This window comes from Polynucleobacter sp. MWH-HuK1 (assembly GCF_018881815.1).
Lineage (GTDB): Bacteria > Pseudomonadota > Gammaproteobacteria > Burkholderiales > Burkholderiaceae > Polynucleobacter.
Window position 1 is genome coordinate 1003911 of the sequence record NZ_JACVPP010000001.1, and the last position, 19323, is coordinate 1023233.

Below are 19323 nucleotides of genomic sequence, written 5' to 3' on the forward strand. Positions count from 1 at the left end.
CGTCTTAAGAAACCCCACAACGCGACCTTTTTCATTAGCGTGTTTCTTTGAGACTTTTTTAACCTAACCCGTCAGGCCTTCTGGCGGTACAAAGTGAATACACATGTCTGAATCATTTGCAGAACTATTTGAAGAATCATTAACCCGATCGAATATGAAGACCGGCCAAGTTATTTCGGCTGAAGTTCTTCGCATCGACCATAACTTCGTCGTTGTTAACGCTGGCTTAAAGTCTGAAGCGTTTATTCCTGTTGAAGAATTCCATAACGACGCTGGCGAGATTGAGGTGGCTCCTGGCGATTTCGTTTCTGTTGCTATTGACGCTCTAGAGAACGGCTATGGCGACACAATCCTTTCCCGTGATAAAGCTAAGCGCTTGGCCTCATGGATGAACTTGGAAAAAGCTCTCGAGCAAGCCGAGATCGTTACTGGTACTGTTACTGGTAAGGTTAAAGGCGGCTTGACTGTAATGGTTAACGGTATCCGCGCATTCTTGCCTGGATCACTCGTTGATACACGTCCAATCAAAGACACCAGCCCTTACGAAGGTAAGACGATGGAGTTCAAGGTTATCAAGCTTGACCGCAAGCGTAACAACGTAGTGTTGTCACGTCGTGCCGTTGTTGAGGCTAGCCAAGGTGAAGAGCGTGCGAAGTTGATGTCTAACCTTAAAGAGGGTGCAGTAGTTACTGGCCTCGTTAAGAACATCACTGATTACGGCGCATTCGTTGACCTTGGTGGTATCGATGGCCTCTTGCATATCACTGACTTGGCATGGCGTCGTGTGCGTCACCCAAGCGAGATGTTGACTGTTGGTCAAGAAGTTACTGCGAAGATTTTGAAGTTCGATCAAGAGAAAAACCGTGTTTCACTCGGCGTGAAGCAACTTGGCGATGATCCATGGGTTGGTATTGCACGTCGTTACCCACCAAACACCCGTTTATTCGGTAAGGTAACTAACCTGACTGACTACGGCGCATTCGTGGAAATCGAATCTGGTATCGAAGGTTTGGTACACGTTTCTGAAATGGACTGGACTAACAAGAACGTTGCTCCAAGCAAAGCTACTGCATTAGGAACCGAAGTTGAAGTAATGGTTCTGGATATTGATGAAGACAAGCGTCGTATTAGCTTGGGCATCAAGCAGTGCAAAGCGAATCCATGGGAAGAGTTCTCACGTGCCCAACAAAAAGGCGATAAGTTAACTGGCGCAATCAAGTCTATTACTGACTTTGGTGTGTTCATTGGCTTGCCTGGTGGTATTGACGGTTTAGTTCATCTCTCAGACCTCTCATGGAATGAGCCAGGCGAAGAAGCTGTTAAGAAATACAAAAAAGGTGACGAAGTTGAAGCTACTGTATTGGCAATTGACGTTGAGAAAGAGCGTATCTCTCTCGGTATCAAGCAATTGTCTGGCGACCCATTCAACAACTACACATCTGTCAGCGACAAGGGTAGCCTCGTTACTGGTACTGTGAAAGCGGTTGATGCTAAGGGTGCAACTATTCACTTGGCTGATGAAGTTGAAGCTTACTTGCGTGCTTCTGAGATCTCAACAGATCGCGTTGAAGATGCACGCAATGTATTGAAAGAAGGCGACAGCGTAACTGCAATGATCATCAATATTGATCGCAAGTCACGCGTTATCAATCTTTCAATTAAAGCAAAAGACAGCTCTGATCAACAAGATGCAATGAGCAAGCTCCAAGGTGACGCGCAGTCTGGCACAACCAATTTGGGCGCCTTGTTAAAAGCAAAATTGGATAATCAAGGCTAAATCAATTTCGCCGTCTTCCATTAGGGAGTCGGCGATTTTTTATTGATAGATCATGACAGATCAAGAGCAACAAGCAATTACTCGCTCCGAACTAGTAGAGAGCCTTGCGGAACAGTTTCCGCAGCTTCTGCCTAGGGACGTGGAGTTGGCGGTAAAAACTTTGCTGGACACAATGACTCATGCCTTGGCTGAGGGCAAGCGTATCGAGCTTCGTGGCGTGGGAAGTTTTGTACTTCATCATCGTCCTGCGCGTACTGGTCGCAATCCAAAGTCTGGTGAGAAAGTATTGATTCCAGAAAAACGCGTTCCGCACTTTAAGCCTGGCAAAGAGTTGCGCGAGCGAGTGGATTACAAGCCTTTGAAGCAGGCGGGCCCCAAAGAGGGTTCTGGTGCCTAAGATTCAGGCTAAACCTCAGTGGTCCATTCGGGCCATTTTTTTATTTAAATTCTGCACATCATGATTCAGATAGCTACCGCTTGGTTATTGCTTCTGCCGGTCATGTTTGGTATCGGTTGGTTGGCTGCACGCTGGGATTTGCGCCTTGAGAATCGTATGGATGAGCGTGAGCGCATGCGTCAGCAGCGATCTACATTTAAAGGCTTAAGTCTTTTACTTAATGAACAGCCTGATCAAGCAATTGAAACACTAGTCAAAATTGCGCAGCTGGATCCAGAGACGATTGAACTCCATTTTTCCTTAGGTAATTTATTCCGCCGCCGTGGTGAAACTGAGCGTGCGATTAGGGTGCATCAGCATTTAGCCAACCGCGACGATCTCAAGCTGCGTGATCGTGATCATGCCGCCTATGAATTAGGTCGTGATTTTTTGCGCGCTGGCTTGCTTGATCGCGCAGAGGCATCACTTAATCGTGTGGGCGCAGGTAAATATGCCGAACCAGCAAAAGAAAGTTTGCTTGAGATGTATCAAATCGAGCATGATTGGAAAAAAGCTATCATTGCTGCAAGTGAGCTTGAGGGTCTGCAGGGTAAATCACACCATACTGAGATTGCACAATTTCATTGCGAGCTCGGTCAAGAAGCATTGCGTCGTAAGGATTTGATTGAGGCCGAACAATCAATACAACGAGCATTACAGGCTGTGCCCAATCATGCCCGTGCTTTAATTTTGCAAGGCGATTATTTAATGGCCATGGATCGACCCACTCAAGCCATTGAGGCCTGGAGCATAGTCGCCAATTCTCATCCTGCATACATGCATTTATTGGCGGACCGCTGGATGTTAGCTCATGCAGCTATCAACAAAGAAGGCGAAGGCCTAGATCGTCTTTGTGAGTTACTTAAAACCCAGGCTACCGGTGAGTTGCTGGACATTGTGCATAAGCACCTCATGAAAATTCGGGGCCCTCAAGCTGCAAATGCCATGTTGTCAGAAGTGATGCAGCATTCTCCAACTTTAATTGCCTTGTCAAAGTTGGCTGAAACTCGCCTTGCATTAGAAGAGGGTAGTGCTAATACTGAGAGGTTGTTAGAGCTTCAGTCGATTCTGAAGCTATTGCGTCAGCGCACCACTAGTTTGGCTCGTTACACTTGCGGTAACTGTGGCTTTAGGGCGCGAAGATTTTATTGGCAGTGTCCAGGTTGTAATCATTGGGAAGCCTATTCCCCAAGACGTAGTGAAGGTGCTGCACCTAGCGGCCCATCGATGTAAAAACGATTTAAAAAAACTTTGGAGAGAAATTGAAAGTCACCATCATCGGCAGCGGTTACGTAGGTCTGGTCACAGGCGCATGCTTGGCCGAACAAGGTAATAACGTCTTTTGCGTAGACGTTGATCCTAAAAAGATTGAGATCCTCAATTCTGGTGGCGTACCCATTTATGAGCCAGGCTTAAAAGAAATGATTGAGCGCAATCGCGCTGCAGGCCGTTTGCAGTTCTCTACTGATATTGCAGCCTCTGTTGCCCATGGCGATATTCAGTTCATTGCCGTTGGCACCCCACCAGATGAAGACGGCTCAGCGGATTTGCAATATGTGGTTGCAGCAGCGCGCAATATTGGTCGTCATATGACTACTCCAAAAGTGATTGTCGATAAATCGACTGTCCCAGTCGGCACTGCAGATAAGGTAAAGGCCGCTATTACGGAAGAATTAGAAAAAAGAGGTTTATCGCCAGAACTATGCTCAGTAGTCTCTAATCCTGAATTCCTCAAAGAAGGCGCTGCTGTAGAAGACTTTATGCGCCCAGACCGCATTGTGATTGGCACTGCATCGACTCCAGCAGGCATGCGCGCCAAAGAGCAGATGCGCAAGCTCTACGCGCCTTTTAATCGTCATCATGAGCGCACCTACTACATGGATGTCAAAAGTGCTGAGCTCACTAAATACGCAGCCAATGCCATGTTAGCAACCCGTATCTCCTTTATGAACGAGTTAGCTAACCTTGCTGACCTAGTAGGTGCTGATATTGAATCCGTGCGCCAAGGTATTGGTTCGGATTCTCGTATTGGATTTGGCTTTTTATACCCAGGCACCGGTTATGGGGGCTCATGCTTTCCTAAAGATGTATCGGCACTATCGAAGACCGCTAAAGAGCATGGCAGGGATCTGAAGATCCTTGATGCTGTTGAAGCTGTTAATGAGTTACAAAAGTACACCTTAGTGCAAAAGATCGAAAAGCGCTTTGGTAAAGACCTTAAGGGCATGAAGTTCGCTCTGTGGGGCCTAGCCTTCAAACCCAATACCGACGATATGCGCGAAGCACCTAGTCGAGTCATTATTGCCGAGCTGGTGAAGCGTGGTGCTCAGATAGTAGCGCATGATCCAGTAGCGATGCCAGAGGCAAAACATTGCCTAGATCTCGACTTTAAGAGTAATCCAGAAGGTCTTAAACAAGTCTCGATGGTGGATAACCCCATGAATGCCCTAGACGATGCCGATGCCCTAGTCATCGTTACTGAGTGGAAGGCTTTTAGAAGCCCAGATTTTGAGCAAGTGCTGCAAAAACTCAAGCGCCCCATCATTTTTGATGGTCGCAACCTCTATGAACCACAAGCCATGAACGAATTGGGTATTGAGTACCATGGTATTGGGCGACATAATTAAGTAGATTTAAAAATAAAGATAAAAGCACATAAAGCATTCAAATGGAAAAAGCCAATCGAGAACAGTTCTCCAAAGCCCGCCTACTGGTTGTAGGTGATGTGATGCTCGATCGCTATTGGTTTGGTGATACCAATCGCATCTCTCCAGAAGCTCCTGTGCCAGTAGTGCAGGTAGGCAAAATTGATGAGCGACTTGGTGGTGCTGCCAACGTAGCCCGAAATGTAGCGGCGCTCGATGCAAAAGCAACGATTTTGGGTATTGTTGGTAATGATGAGCCTGGTAAACGTGTAGTTGAACTGTTAAAAGCAGGTGGCGTTGATAGTCAGTTAGAGATTGATGCTGATGTGCCGACAATTGTGAAGTTGCGTGTAATTGCTCGCCAACAACAATTGATTCGTTTAGATTTTGAAGAAACGCCTAGTGCAAAAGCACTCGCTCACAAGCTTGAGCGCTTTGAAAAACTGGTTGGCGATGCAGATGTAGTGATTTTGTCTGATTATGGCAAAGGTGCTTTGGGACAAGTAGCTCACATGATTGAGCAAGCGAGAAGCCAAAATAAAATGATTTTGGTTGACCCTAAAGGTGAGGACTACGAAAAATATCGTGGTGCCACTGTTTTAACACCCAATCGCAGCGAATTACGTCAAGTGGTTGGTAAGTGGGGTAGTGAAGAAGAGTTAACCAAGAAAGCCCAAGGACTGAGAAAGTCTCTCGACTTGCAAGCATTGCTCTTGACTCGTTCTGAAGAGGGAATGAGCTTATATACCGATGCTGGTGTGAGTCATGTAAAAGCCCAGGCGCGAGAGGTATTTGACGTATCGGGTGCTGGTGATACCGTGATTGCCACATTGGCCGTGGCCTTGGCAGCCAAATGGCCTCTAGAAAAAGCCATGGCTCTTGCAAACCGTGCGGGTGGCATCGTAGTTGGTAAGCTAGGTACTGCAACCGTTACCTCAGAGGAATTACAGTGACTATTATCGTAACCGGCGCAGCTGGGTTTATTGGTGCAAATATTGTTCAAGCGCTTAATGCGCGTGGTGAGAAAAATATCATTGCAGTAGATGATCTTCGCCCTGCAGACAAGTATCGCAATCTTGCAGATTTGGACATCGTTGACTATCTCGATAAAGATGAGTTTTTAGAGGCGTTTAGAAGTGGTCGTTTTGGTAAGGTAAAGGCTGTCTTTCATGAGGGTGCTTGTTCAGACACCATGGAGACCGATGGAATTTTCATGATGGCGAATAACTATCGCTACACCATGGATTTACTGGATATCTGTACTGCTCAAAAAGTTCAACTACTCTACGCTTCCTCTGCCGCTACCTATGGGGGCTCAGACGTTTTTGTAGAAAGCCGTGAGCATGAGAAGCCTCTCAATATTTACGGCTACTCCAAGTTTTTGTTTGATCAAGTGATGCGTAAGCGCTTTGCTGAGAAACTCAATACAGCCCAAGTAGTTGGATTTAGATACTTCAACGTATATGGGCCACGTGAATCACACAAAGGTCGCATGGCATCCGTTGCGTTTCATCAATACCATCAGTACAAAGCCAATGGGCATGTAAAGCTCTTTGGAGAATATGGTGGCTATGGTCCTGGCGAGCAAAGTCGTGACTTTGTATCGGTTGAGGATGTGGTGAAGGTAAATCTCTTTTTTCTAGATCATCCAGAAATCAGTGGCATCTTTAATCTGGGTAGCGGTCGCGCACAACCCTTTAACGATGTTGCTCATGCAGTTGCCAATGCTATGCGCAAGCTTGATAAAGCAGCTCCAGCCTCCCTCGAGGAATTGGTTAAAGAAAAGGCGATTGAGTACATTCCGTTTCCGGATGCGCTTAGAGGAAAGTATCAGTGCTTTACTCAGGCTGATCTGACTAAGCTCAGAGCTGCTGGGTACTCCGAGCCTTTCCTGAATGTAGAGCAGGGTGTAGGTAGATATATTGAGTGGTTAGAAGCCAATTCGGGCTTCTTGGCTAATCCCCTTTAGACTAATTTTGACCCAGTTTTGCAACTTGCTAGGTGGCACTACTAGGCTATAAATTTATAGAAACCCTGGTTTTTGGACTACTATATTCCTTATAAAAACTAGGAGTTTTCTATGCGTAAATATTCCCTTATTTCATTGTTGTTCTGCTGCAGCATTGTATTTTGGGGTAATCAGGCATATGCATCCCTCAATAAGGATGAAGTAGATCTTGACAGCGTGAAAGCGCCCCCAAGGGATGTGAGGGACATTTTGCGTTTATTTGATACTACTAAACAAGATTCAAAAGACGTAGAAAAAGCAAAGGCAGTCTTAGTCCTTCCAAAACCAATATCTTCCGATTCTGAAGTATTAAATCACTATTACTACCGTCGTTCTATAGCAGATGAATTGCTTGGCAATACAAAAGAAGCGGCTGAGAACATGCAAAAAGTGGTGACTGAATACCCAAGTAGGGAGCCTGCATTTGCCGTGGATGAATTAATGTATTACGCAGGCGCCGAAAGTATGCGAGGAAATAGGATATTCGCCAATAAAATTTTAGAAGATGCACGCTCAAAAGTTACCCCGCAAATTAGAGGGTATTACATTTCGATAGATCGAAACGTTACAAATAATTGTGTTTCAACTGGTGATTTTGAGTGCGCAAAAGCAGCAGTGGAAAGATTGCAAAAAAATTATTCGGACATTGTTGGTAGTGCGCGTAATGTCAAGTATGAGATTCGCCTCAGCTGGGAAATAAGTTATGAGTGGTCTAGGGCCAAGATGTTTATGGCGGAAGGAAAGTTTATTGAAGCGGAGCGTGGATTTCGAAGAGCGCTTAAGTTAAATGGCGATATCTTGGAGAGCATTAAAGATTCTGGGCGGGACGCCATAGATAATGAAAAACGGGTAGTGCAAGATGCAACGTCGAGTACAAAGTTTGCCTACATGTTAAGAGTCATTCTGATGAATGATTTGGCGCGCTCATTTTTAGGGCAAAAACGCCTGATAGATGCTGAGTATTGGGCGCGTGAAGCCGTAACGTTATCTATTACTAAATTTGGAGTCAATTCCTCTAGAACCAGTTATGCTTTACTGACGTTAACGCGTATTATTTCAGAGCAAGGTCGTCAGCCTGAGGCGGTTCTTCTGGCTACAGCGGCTCTTAAGGCTGCACAACAATCCACCAATTACCCCGCTTCGCCAGCGATTGCAGATGCAAGAAAAGTATTGGCTACCTCTTTAGCAGCCGATGGGAAATACACTCAAGCGGATAAAGTATTTGCAGAAATGGTCGATAACCTTAAGAGTGATCCGGAGATGGCTTCTCGTTATCAGTCTGGAGATTTGGATTGGGCATTGTCTTTGATAAAAACAGGAAAGGCATCTAAAGCTGAAGCAATGACAGCGGACATGCTATCTAAGGCTGGAGCGAGGATGGAAAAAAGCTCTCCGCGCTTAGCAATGATTCGAGCATTTAATGCCTCAGCTCTTCAGGTATCTGGGCAGGGTTCTAGTGCGTTGACTGAATTTAAACAGGCTATTCCAATTTTGATTGACCAGGCGCGTAATGATTCAGAGAATGCAACCACAACAATACGTCAAACCCAACGAATGACTTTTGTGTTGGAGGAATACTTGGCATCACTTGCTCAGCAAGCTAAGGCAGACCCCTCTAGCACTGCTGCTGCCGAAGCCTTTCAAATTGCAGATCTTGCGCGTGGCAGTGGAGTGCAGCGCGCTTTGACTTCTAGCGCAGCACGGGCAAACATTTCTGATCCGCAGCTAGCCTCATTAGCCAGGCGAGAACAGGATTTGCAGCAACGCATTAATACACTCTCTGAGCTTTTAACTGGACTTTTATCTGCACCCTTAGAGCAACAGCTTCCAGCCGTTCAGGCAAGGATTCGGACGGATATTGCCGGCTTTAAATCACAAAGGGAAGATATTAAAAAAGAGATTGAGCGTAAGTTTCCGGATTATGCTGAGTTGGTTGAGCCTAAGCCTGCATCTGTAGAGCGGACTCAAAAAGCTCTTAAGCCTGATGAAGTTTTGATTTCTTGGTATTTTGCCGATAACGTTGGATATGTGTGGGCGATCACCAAAGATAAGCCGGTGCAATTTGCGCAACTCTCTGTTGGTCGCAATCAAGTGGCAAAAGAAGTGACCCAGTTACGCAAATCGCTAGATCCTGGCGTGGCTACGATTGATGAGATTCCACCATTTGACATTGCCTTGGCAAACCAACTGTACCAACAAGTACTAGCACCTGTACAAAGTGCCTTCGTAGGTAAAAAAGTCATGCTTACAGTACCCCATGCTGAGCTTGGCCAGTTGCCTTTATCGTTGCTAGTAACAAAACCAACTGCTCAACCTCCAAAAGGTGGGGCTACGCCATTTAGTGGCTATAAGACTGTGCCATGGCTAACGAGGGACATTGCGGTTGCTCAGGTTCCATCTGTGACCTCATTAACTGCCTTGCGTGCTTTACCGGCTGGTAGCCCTAATCGTAAAAACTTTATTGGTTTTGGTGATCCTTACTTTAGTACCGAGCAAGAAAAAGCTGCACAGAAACAAACTAAGGCTACACAATTGGCAACACGTGGCACTCCACTTCATTTGCGTAGTGCGCCGAAGACTTCTGGCGTGAGCTCAGCAGAGTTGGCGCTTTTACCCCGCTTGCCCGATACCAGTCTTGAGTTAGAGGAGGTTGGTAAAGCTATTGGAGCGGGGGATGGTGATATCTTCTTGCATCAACAAGCCTCGGTGAAGCAGGTGTTGTCAACTGATTTATCTAATCGCAAGGTGGTGATGTTTGCTACTCATGGTCTGGTTCCCGGTGAATTAAATGGCTTAACCCAACCAGCGCTTGCCTTGTCGTCGCCAGATGTCACTGGTGATAAGGATGATGGCTTGCTCACAATGGATAAGGTCATTACTTTAAAGTTGGATGCTGATTGGGTGGTGTTATCAGCCTGCAATACTGCTTCAGGTGAAGGTGCCGGCTCTGAGGCGGTATCTGGTTTAGGGAGAGCCTTTTTCTTTGCTGGCGCTAAGGCCCTTTTAGTATCCAATTGGCCGGTTGATTCGGTGGCCTCCAGGACGATGATGACCGATTTATTTAAAAATCAGCAAAAAGCCCAAGGTACTAGTAAGGCAGAGTTGTTGAGACAGGCCATGCTCAATCAAATTGATCAAGGTGGTATGAAAGAGGGCGGTAATATGAGGTACGCCTATGCTCACCCCTTGTTCTGGGCCCCATTTGTAGTGGTTGGGGATTGATTTAAGATTTACCTATTAAGTAACTTTAATTATTGAAAGTTTTTATGAAATTGACCAAAATTTTAGTTGCATCATGCTTTGTATTCGCTTCTCAGTGGGCTATTAGCGCACCTTTAATTAGTGCTAAAGAGGCAGCATTACCGCCAGCTGCTGGGACGTTGGCTACACGCGGTATTTCTCGTGGACCAGCAATCAAATTAGCTTCCCCTGAAGCGGATACTCCGGTAGCTGCACCTTTTGACTTCAAGGTAAACTTTGAGCCACGTGGAGATACAAAGATTGACCCAAGCTCAGTGAAGGTGGTGTATATGAAGTCGCCCTTTGTTGATCTAACTCCTCGTCTTAAAAGTGCAATTTCAGCTAAAGGTATTGATTTTGCAAAGGCGGATGTTCCTCCTGGTACTCACACAATTCGCGTTACCGTGAAAGACTCTGAAGGTCGCGAGACTAATTCTGTGATGAACCTGGTGGTTAATAAATAATGAATTGTCCATATTGCCTGTCAGAGGTATCTGAAGAGGCTTACGTCTGCAAAACCTGCAGTCGTGATCTCTATTTATTTAAGCCGATGATGGCAAAGGTTGCTGAGTTAGAGAATAAGCTAGCTGCAGTGGTTAGTACTGAGTTCTATGAGCTCAGAATAGCTGAATTAGAGGATCAGTTAGAGGAGCAAAACCAAAAGCTGGAGAGAAGATCTTCACTGCAGTGGCTCGCTGATATTTCTGTATATCTCATTATTCCTTTGTTGTTGTTGCTCCTAGCGCATTGGTTGATTGCAGTGGTATATGACACCAAAATGATTTATCTGCGCATTATTTCAATTATGTTGCCACTGCCATTTGCCTATGCTTTATTTAAAAAGCACCCTCATAAAGTGATGCCTTGGTTTGCTGGCGTCATTTTCTTGGCTATTGCATCGGTCATTGGCATGAGTTGGGTAACTAGTTTGGTTGATCATTCGCCTATATGGCCGCAAAACTTATTTGAATGGAAAGAGGTTTTGGAATACTCAGCTAGTATTGCATTTAGCTTTTTAACGGGTATGTTGCTTGGCGGAGTGACTTACGCTGCAAAGCAAAGAGCTCGTAGGGCTGGCTTAATGAGCTCAATGATGAAAGTAGCTGCATTGAACTTTAAAGATGGTGGAGCCTCACTTAAAAATGTACATGGCTTAATGAAGTCGTTACAGGAGTATGGTGGCACTATTGTTGCCTTGGGAACTACTGCGGTATCTATTTACACCGGCCTAAAGGGAATCATTGGTAGCTAAATCTCTATTGGTGGCTTTCTGGTGTTTTGTGGCCGCCAGCGCTCACTCTCAAGTATTTGATGTTTCTCATCAACAAGATCAGCCGACAAGAACTCTTATGCTACCAACGCCCAATGCAAAGGCTTTGGTGCTTTTATTCCCGGGTGGTGGAGGCATGCTACATCTTAAAGATGATGGCTCCACTAAGAATCAACACACGTTTGTCCGCTCAGCTAGTCTTTGGTCACAATATCAAATAGACGCAGTATTGGTCGATACCCCTTATGACTTGGGTGATCTGAGGAGGGGCGATCGTCGCGACCGTGCGGATCATCTTGCTAGGGTAGGTGAAACCGTTCGTTTCTATAAAAATAAAACGCAATTACCAGTCTGGATTTTTGGACACAGTATGGGTACCTCAACCGCTACCTATTTTGCCAATCAATTGAACGATGAATCTAAGTTATTGGCAGGGATCATTATTGCAGGAACAGTGAGAACAGCAGTGCTTAGTAATGAGGTCAGCCTACCTGTTGAGGTAATTCATCATGCTCAGGATGAATGTCTAGGAACCCCAATTTCCGCAGCAAAAGGCATTATTTCTGGAAGACCCAATCAGTTTGTTTCACAATTAGAAATTATTGAGGGCGGTATAAGCCAGGGTAATGTGTGCGACTCCTTTGCTTATCATGGGTTTAACCAGACCGAGCCAGAACTTATCAAACGTGCAGCCCAGTTTATCTTGAGTCATTAAATTTACTACTTGTCAGTATTTACTGATTAATTCGTCGCCCTAGAAAACTAGTCAACTGCATTGATTCTGAGTCGTTGTACATGATCCACGCACACATTGTGTCCGTGGATTTTTTATTTTCTAGAGGAGAAAAAATGACTCAATATTTGAACTTAGGTAAATTTAGTAGATTATTCAAGGCGCTTGCTGTGGCAACAGTATTGTCTGTAAGTCCAATATCAGCATATGCCTCACCAGTTAATGTCAACACTGCAACCCAGTCTGAGTTAGAAAGTATCAAAGGTATTGGTCCAGCCAAGGCAAAAACAATTATTGCCGAGCGTTTAGATGGCGGACACTTTCAGGACGCTAATGACTTGCAAAAGCGCGTTCGTGGCATCGGGATGAAATCAGTGGAAAAAATGGTGGATAATGGCTTAACCATTGAGGCTCCGAGCTCTTTTCGGGAGCCTAGTGGGCGCACCAAAAAGGAGGGCGGGGCTTCTAGCAGACGCAATTCTCGTAATCAAGTTGGTGGCCGCAATCAGCCGGAGCGTGCGGGAGCAGGTCGCCGAAATTAAACCCTATCGCGTGTAAGGCAGCTTGTGGCTAAAATGACCTTATGAGCAAACCTTCTTACCTTACTATTTCGCAGACAGTAGGCAATACGCCCTTAGTTCGTTTACAGCGTATTCCCGGTCTGGAAAATGAGAATCGCAATAATGTGATTTTAGGTAAGTTGGAGGGTAATAATCCAGCGGGGTCGGTGAAGGACCGACCTGCGCTGTCGATGATTTCTCGCGCACAAGAGCGTGGTGAGATTAAACCCGGCGACACATTAATCGAAGCAACAAGTGGTAACACTGGTATTGCACTGGCAATGACTGCAGCGATGCTTGGTTACAAAATGATTTTAGTGATGCCAGAAAACCAAAGTATTGAACGTCGTCAAAGTATGGCTGCTTATGGCGCTGAGCTTATTTTGACAGCGGCTTCTGGCGGCATGGAATTTGCTAGAGATTACGCTTTGCAATTGCAGCGAGAGGGTCGAGGTAGATTGCTCGATCAGTTTGCTAATCCAGATAATCCTAGAGCACATATCGAAACTACCGGCCCAGAAATTTGGCGCGATACCGATGGGCAAGTTACTCATTTTGTTTCAGCGATGGGAACGACTGGAACGATTACTGGAGTGTCAACTTATTTGAAGTCCATGAATCCGGCGATTCAGATTATCGGTGCGCAACCTGAGGACGGATCACAAATTCCAGGAATTCGTAAATGGGCTCCTGAGTATTTACCCAAAATCTATCAAGGCGATAAGGTTGATCTTATTGAATACGTATCTCAAGCTGATGCTGAGGAGATGGCGCGTCGTTTAGCTGTTGAAGAGGGTATCTTCTGTGGAATATCTGCGGGCGGTGCTCTCGTAGTTGCCTTGCGCATTGCGCGTCAAGTCGAAAATGCCACGATCGTATTTATTGTCTGCGACCGTGGTGACCGCTACCTATCTACGGGAGTATTTCCTGCTTAAGTGGGTTTAGCCTTTTTCTTTTGGCTTGATTTCTTAGGCTTGGATTTTTCAGCAGCGGCTTTAGCCCCTGCATTTTTGCTTGGGCTTTCTACTGGCACAACACTTTGATTCTTGTATCCCAGAGCTTCAGCAAATTCCGCAACACTTTGTGCGTAGAAGTAGCTGCGGTTGTATTGAACAATCGTCAGAAAATTATTTAAGCCAACAAAATATTGCGCTTGATCGGCGCCATCTTTATCAGGGTAGGGTAGATCAATAATAAAAGCTTTGCTTTGCGGTTCCACGCCACCACTTTGTAGGTCACCTTGTTGTTTGGTCAGGATGCCTTTATCAATGAGCTCTTGCACAGTGAATTTCAATTGTGGCTCGCCATCAGCCAACTGCTTAGCGGCCTCAATGCCGTTGGGTTGAACTGGAAATGAAATCGGCATGCCAGGTTGCCAGCCATGTTTTTTCATAAAACTGGCAACGCTAGCAATAGCATCCTTTGGGCTATTTTTAAGATCGATGCGCTCATCTCCATCGCCATCAACCGCAAAACTACGAATACTTCCAGGCATAAACTGCGGTAGGCCGATAGCGCCAGCATAGGAACTATTTTGATTTAAGCAGGAGCTAAAGATTGCACTATTAATACCTTGACTACTATTCTTCGAAGGCAGCTTGCCGCCTGCCTCAGTCCAACACAACAAAATGAGTTCTTTGAGTTGGTCCTTAAAGAGCTGCTCACGTGCTGGTTTGTTATGGGTCTCGGGGTAGCTAAAGGCGAGAGTGGAAAGCACATCTTTTACTCTAAAGTTACCGGTTTGGCGCCCATAGATGGTTTCGATCCCAATAATGGCTACGATAATTTCAGCTGGAACCCCTGAGCTTTGTTCGGTTTGACTCAAAAAGGCCTGGTTTTGCTCCCAAAATGCCCTGCCAGCCTTGAGACGGACTGGTTCAATAAAGCGCTTGCGGTAGGCCAGCCAATTTTTCTTAAAAGTCCCCGATGGGGGTAATACCAGTTTTCGAATTGAGGGAATCGTTTTAACATCAAGAAAGCCCATTTCTAGCGCTGGAAGGGGTATTTCTTGGGTTTGGGAGACTTGTCCAAGTAGTTCGTTGAGGTTTTGGCTAAAACGCGCCTCTGTGGCTGCATCATCCGTCTGGTTTACGATGGGTTGTTGCGACTGTGTGGGCTGGGTAGGGGCGCTAGAACACGCCGCTAGCGCAAGAGTCAAAAGCAAGAGGGGGATGCGAAAGTTCATGCTGAATGTAATGGATTTTCGAATATGGAACACGTTTTATTGGATTATAAAAATTATAAATTTGTGATTAAGGATTTTGAGTAATGACAACAGGATACATAACTCATCCAGACTTTCTGAAACATGAGATGGGAAGCCATCATCCAGAGTGTCCAGAACGAATTCAAGCGATTAATGATCAATTAATCCGTAGTGGTGTCGATCGCTTGGTGCATCACCTTGATGCACCTTTGGCAACCGAAGATCAACTTGAGTTAGTGCATAGCCCTGATCACGTTTCATTTGTGAGAGATCGCTCTCCCGAGAGCGGGTATTTCATGCTTGATGGTGACACCATCATGAACCCCCATACCTACAGGGTGGCACTGAGGGCTGCTGGCGCTGCTATTGCTGGAGTGGATGCTGTAATGAAGGGCGAGGTTGAGAATGTTTTTTGCGCAGTGAGACCACCAGGACATCACGCAGAACCAACTCGCTCAATGGGATTTTGTTTATTCGATAACGTGGCGATTGCCTCACGATATGCCATGGAAACCTATGGCATTGAGCGCGTAGCGATTATTGACTTTGATGTGCATCATGGCAATGGTACGGAAGCGGCATTTTTCAATGACCCTAGTGTCTTGATGTGCAGTTTTTTCCAACATCCTTTTTATCCCTACAGTGGTCTTGATCATGCTGAAAATATGGTTAATGTACCTTTACCAGCCTCAACTCGTGGTGATGTAGTTCGCTCAATTGTGGAAGAGAGATGGTTGCCTGCTTTGCGTAACTTTGAGCCTGAGCTCATTATTATTTCAGCAGGCTTTGATGCTCACCGTGAAGATGATCTTGGTCAAATGGGTCTAGTAGAAGATGACTACGCCTGGATCACGAAGCGCTTAAAAGAAATTGCAAATGATTATGCTCAAGGTCGTATTGTGAGCTGCCTGGAGGGAGGTTATAACCTCTCGGCATTGGGGCGAAGTGTAGTGGCTCACGTTAAAGCGTTGGCTGATATTTAATAAAGTAACTGTAATTTAGTAAAACAAAATCGAAAGCTGAAGATGGCAAATATTTATGAACAAGGCTTGGATCGCAATCCAGCAAATTACACTCCAATCACTCCGCTCCTCTTTTTAGAGCGCTCAGCTGAGATTTACCCAAATAAAACAGCGATTATTCATGGTAAGTTACGCCAGACGTGGCAGCAAACCTACGAGCGTTGCCGTCGCCTGGCTAGTGCTTTGCAAAAACATGGGATTGGTTTGGGCGATACAGTTGCTGTGATGTTGCCCAATACGCCGCCAATGGTGGAGGCTCACTTTGGAATTCCGATGGCGGGCGCGGTATTAAATGCTCTCAACACCCGTTTGGATGCTGAGTCAATCGCATTTATGCTCAACCATGGTGAAGCAAAAGTGGTCATTGTTGATCCGGAGTTTTCAGCTGTTATGAAGAAAGCTTTAGAGATTGCAAAGAAAGAATCAGGGCGTGAATTTTTAGTAATCGACGTAGAAGAAAAAGAGTTTGATGTTCCTGGTGAAAAGCTAGGCAAGCTTACTTATGAAAAATTCTTATCTGAAGGCGATCCTAGTTTTGCATGGCAAGTACCCGCTGATGAATGGCAAGCAATTTGCTTGAACTACACCTCTGGAACTACTGGCAATCCTAAAGGGGTTGTCTATCACCATCGCGGCGCTGCAATCAACGCCGTTTCAAATGTATTGGACTGGGATATCAATAAGCATCCCGTGTATCTGTGGACATTGCCGATGTTCCATTGCAATGGCTGGTGTTTCCCATGGACAATTGCTGCTCGTGCTGGTGTAAACGTATGCCTACGTCGTGTGGATGCACAACATATCTTTGCGGCTATTAAAGAACATGGCGTGACCCACTATTGCGCTGCTCCTATTGTTCATAATCTCTTAGTTAATGCGCCTGATGAGCTCAAGGCCGGCGTTCCTGCGGGCGTTAAGGGTTTAATTGCAGGTGCTGCGCCACCTGCATCCATTATTGAGGGTATGGAAAAGTTAGGATTTGATCTAACCCACGTATATGGACTAACCGAGGTTTATGGCCCAGCGTCAGTTTGCGTCAAGCAAGACGAATGGAATGATTTGGATATCGGTGAGCGTGCTCGTTTGAATGCTCGTCAAGGGGTGCGTTATCACATGCAGCAAGCAATTGCAGTACTAGATCCAGAAACGATGCAACCAGTTCCTGCTGATGGCGAAACCATGGGCGAAATTATGTTCAAGGGCAATATTGCCATGAAGGGTTACTTGAAGAATGAGAAGGCTACTCAAGAAGCATTTGAAGGTGGCTGGTTCCATTCTGGTGACTTAGCTGTGATGAATCCTGATGGCTATGTCAAGATGAAAGATCGTAGCAAAGACATCATTATTTCTGGTGGGGAGAATATTTCTTCTGTTGAGGTGGAAGATGTCCTGTATCGCCATCCTGCAGTGAATGCCGCTGCCGTTGTTGCAAAACCAGATCCCAAGTGGGGTGAAACCCCTTGCGCCTTCCTGGAGATTAAGCCGGGGTCAGCGGTAACGCCAGAAGAAATCATCGCCCATTGCAAGCAACATTTAGCTGGATTCAAGGTTCCCAGGGCGATTGTGTTTTGCGAGCTACCTAAGACCTCGACTGGCAAGATTCAGAAGTTTGAGTTGCGCAAGCAGGCTGGATCTGCCACCGCTATTGATGTCTAGAGATTGCTCTTCGGGGCGGATAAAATAGATCATTAACCATTATTGAGAATTCCAAATGAAAATCTTAGTAGCTGTAAAACGCGTTGTTGATTACAACGTCAAAATTCGGGTGAAATCAGATAACTCTGGCGTGGATCTAGCTAATGTCAAAATGAGTATGAATCCCTTTGACGAAATCGCCGTTGAAGAAGCGGTGCGTTTAAAAGAAGCGGGCGTAGCAACGGAAGTGGTGGTGGTGACTGCAGGTGCAACCCAATGCCAAGAAACACTGCGTACTGCTTTAGCTATTGGTGCTGATCGCGCTGTTCTTGTTGAAACTGCGCCTGAAGCCGATTTACAGCCTTTGGCAGTGGCAAAAATTCTGAAAGCGCTTTCTGAAAAAGAGCAGGCACAAATCATCATTTTGGGTAAACAAGCGATTGATGACGATAGCAATCAAACCGGGCAGATGTTGGCAAGCCTGATGGATATCCCACAAGCTACCTTTGCATCTAAAGTAGTTATTGCTGAGGGCAAAGCTACTGTGACTCGTGAAGTGGACGGTGGTTTAGAAACGATTGCGTTGATATTGCCTGCGGTGATTACTACTGACTTGCGTTTGAACGAACCACGTTATGTCACATTGCCGAACATCATGAAGGCTAAGAAAAAGACCATTGATATTGTGAAGCCGGAAGATTTGGGTGTCGACATTGCTCCACGTCTAAAAACAATCAAAGTTGAAGATCCACCTAAGCGTAGTGCAGGTGTTATGGTTGCTGATGTAGCAGCCTTGGTAGAAAAACTCAAAAATGAAGCGAAGGTGATCTAAATGGCCGCACTTGTTATTGCTGAACACGATAATCAATCTTTAAAAGCAGCTACGCTTAATGCGGTAGCGGCTGCTTTGCAGTGCTCTCCAGAGGTAGACGTGCTGGTTGCTGGTAGCGGGGCTGATGCCGCCGCAGCTGCAGCAGCTCAAATTGCTGGTGTACGCAAAGTGATTCAAATTGATGCTGCCAATTTGGCTGATCAACTGGCTGAACCTTTAGCCGCGCAGATCCTGTCTATTGCAAATGGTTACGGCCATATCCTTGCTCCAGCAACTGCTAATGGCAAGAATGTCTTGCCACGCGTTGCAGCTAAGCTCGATGTTGCCCAGTTATCCGACATCACTAAAGTGTTGTCAGCGGATACTTTTGAGCGTCCAATATATGCAGGTAATGCAATTGCAACAGTGCAGTCAAGCGACCCGGTAAAAGTAATCACTGTACGTACTACTGGCTTTGATCCAGTCGCTTCCACTGGTGGCTCAGCCGCTGTTGAAAAAGCAGCTGCAGCTGACAGCAAAGCGCAATCCTCTTTTGTTAGTCGCGAGCTCACTAAATCAGATCGTCCTGAATTGACTGCCGCCAAAATCATTGTATCTGGTGGCCGTGGTTTAGGTTCTGGCGAGAAGTATCAGGAACTCATTACGCCTTTAGCTGATAAGCTTGGAGCTGCCTTAGGAGCATCGCGCGCGGCTGTAGATGCAGGCTATGTTCCGAATGACTACCAAGTCGGTCAGACAGGCAAGATTGTTGCTCCACAGCTCTATATTGCTGTAGGTATCTCTGGTGCAATCCAGCACTTGGCTGGTATGAAAGATTCCAAAGTGATCGTAGCCATTAACAAGGATCCAGAAGCGCCAATCTTTGGTGTTGCAGATTATGGTTTGGTTGCAGATTTAAATGCCGCAGTGCCTGAGTTAACAAAAGCTTTGGATTAAGTTGCAGATGGTAGTGTTAATCA

General features: G+C 45.7%; 16 protein-coding genes and 1 pseudogene. 16 read left to right on the forward strand and 1 reads right to left on the reverse strand.

The features are described 5' to 3' along the window. The first annotated feature begins 103 nt into the window (after positions 1 to 103). From rpsA to cysM, 12 genes and pseudogenes are all read left to right on the forward strand, one after another. Entirely contained in the window at positions 104 to 1777 is a 1674-nt protein-coding gene (gene rpsA / locus ICE93_RS05260) for a 30S ribosomal protein S1 (RefSeq protein ID WP_068324328.1), read from the forward strand. A 52-nt stretch (positions 1778 to 1829) separates the two neighbouring features. Continuing rightward, positions 1830 to 2168 (forward strand): annotated as a pseudogene (locus tag ICE93_RS05265) (integration host factor subunit beta); the annotation flags it as partial. Positions 2169 to 2234: 66 nt separating this feature from the next. Further along, complete coding sequence (gene lapB / locus ICE93_RS05270; protein ID WP_216186253.1) at positions 2235 to 3446, forward strand: lipopolysaccharide assembly protein LapB; 1212 nt, start codon at positions 2235 to 2237, stop codon at positions 3444 to 3446. A gap of 29 nt (positions 3447 to 3475) precedes the next feature. Then, entirely contained in the window at positions 3476 to 4840 is a 1365-nt protein-coding gene (locus ICE93_RS05275; RefSeq protein ID WP_216186255.1) for a UDP-glucose/GDP-mannose dehydrogenase family protein, read from the forward strand. Between the two features lie 41 nt (positions 4841 to 4881). Further along, positions 4882 to 5811: a D-glycero-beta-D-manno-heptose-7-phosphate kinase gene (rfaE1, locus tag ICE93_RS05280; RefSeq protein ID WP_216186257.1), complete on the forward strand. Its 930-nt coding sequence runs from the start codon at positions 4882 to 4884 to the stop codon at positions 5809 to 5811. Continuing rightward, positions 5808 to 6827 (forward strand): ADP-glyceromanno-heptose 6-epimerase, encoded by a 1020-nt coding sequence (gene rfaD, locus ICE93_RS05285; RefSeq protein WP_216186259.1) that lies wholly within the window; start codon positions 5808 to 5810, stop codon positions 6825 to 6827. The genes rfaE1 and rfaD overlap by 4 nt, the downstream gene beginning before the upstream one ends. Positions 6828 to 6938: 111 nt before the next feature. Continuing rightward, positions 6939 to 10088 (forward strand): CHAT domain-containing protein, encoded by a 3150-nt coding sequence (locus ICE93_RS05290; protein ID WP_216186261.1) that lies wholly within the window; start codon positions 6939 to 6941, stop codon positions 10086 to 10088. Positions 10089 to 10132: 44 nt separating this feature from the next. Next, on the forward strand, positions 10133 to 10570 hold the full coding sequence (locus tag ICE93_RS05295; RefSeq protein WP_216186263.1) for a hypothetical protein: 438 nt from the start codon (positions 10133 to 10135) through the stop codon (positions 10568 to 10570). Then, a complete protein-coding gene (locus tag ICE93_RS05300) occupies positions 10570 to 11358 on the forward strand; it encodes a hypothetical protein (RefSeq protein WP_216186265.1) in 789 nt (262 codons plus the stop codon). The genes ICE93_RS05295 and ICE93_RS05300 overlap by 1 nt, the downstream gene beginning before the upstream one ends. Beyond that, a complete protein-coding gene (locus tag ICE93_RS05305) occupies positions 11348 to 12091 on the forward strand; it encodes a hypothetical protein (protein ID WP_216186267.1) in 744 nt (247 codons plus the stop codon). The genes ICE93_RS05300 and ICE93_RS05305 overlap by 11 nt, the downstream gene beginning before the upstream one ends. A 134-nt stretch (positions 12092 to 12225) precedes the next feature. Next, entirely contained in the window at positions 12226 to 12651 is a 426-nt protein-coding gene (locus tag ICE93_RS05310; RefSeq protein WP_255554502.1) for a helix-hairpin-helix domain-containing protein, read from the forward strand. A 41-nt stretch (positions 12652 to 12692) separates the two neighbouring features. Beyond that, positions 12693 to 13604 (forward strand): cysteine synthase CysM, encoded by a 912-nt coding sequence (cysM, locus tag ICE93_RS05315; RefSeq protein WP_216186269.1) that lies wholly within the window; start codon positions 12693 to 12695, stop codon positions 13602 to 13604. Here cysM and ICE93_RS05320 read toward each other — a convergent pair. After that, positions 13601 to 14854: a lytic transglycosylase domain-containing protein gene (locus ICE93_RS05320; protein WP_216186271.1), complete on the reverse strand. Its 1254-nt coding sequence runs from the start codon at positions 14852 to 14854 to the stop codon at positions 13601 to 13603. The two genes, cysM and ICE93_RS05320, sit on opposite strands and share 4 nt — an antisense overlap. Before the next feature lie 83 nt (positions 14855 to 14937). On the opposite strand from ICE93_RS05320, the gene ICE93_RS05325 reads away from it, so the two are divergent. The 4 genes from ICE93_RS05325 to ICE93_RS05340 are packed head-to-tail and all read left to right on the forward strand — an operon-like array spanning position 14938 to position 19300. Beyond that, complete coding sequence (locus ICE93_RS05325) at positions 14938 to 15858, forward strand: histone deacetylase family protein (RefSeq protein ID WP_216186272.1); 921 nt, start codon at positions 14938 to 14940, stop codon at positions 15856 to 15858. A gap of 42 nt (positions 15859 to 15900) precedes the next feature. Further along, positions 15901 to 17553: an acyl-CoA synthetase gene (locus ICE93_RS05330; RefSeq protein ID WP_216186274.1), complete on the forward strand. Its 1653-nt coding sequence runs from the start codon at positions 15901 to 15903 to the stop codon at positions 17551 to 17553. Between the two features lie 55 nt (positions 17554 to 17608). Further along, entirely contained in the window at positions 17609 to 18364 is a 756-nt protein-coding gene (locus tag ICE93_RS05335; protein WP_216186276.1) for an electron transfer flavoprotein subunit beta/FixA family protein, read from the forward strand. After that, on the forward strand, positions 18365 to 19300 hold the full coding sequence (locus ICE93_RS05340) for an electron transfer flavoprotein subunit alpha/FixB family protein (protein ID WP_216186278.1): 936 nt from the start codon (positions 18365 to 18367) through the stop codon (positions 19298 to 19300). Positions 19301 to 19323: the final 23 nt, after the last annotated feature.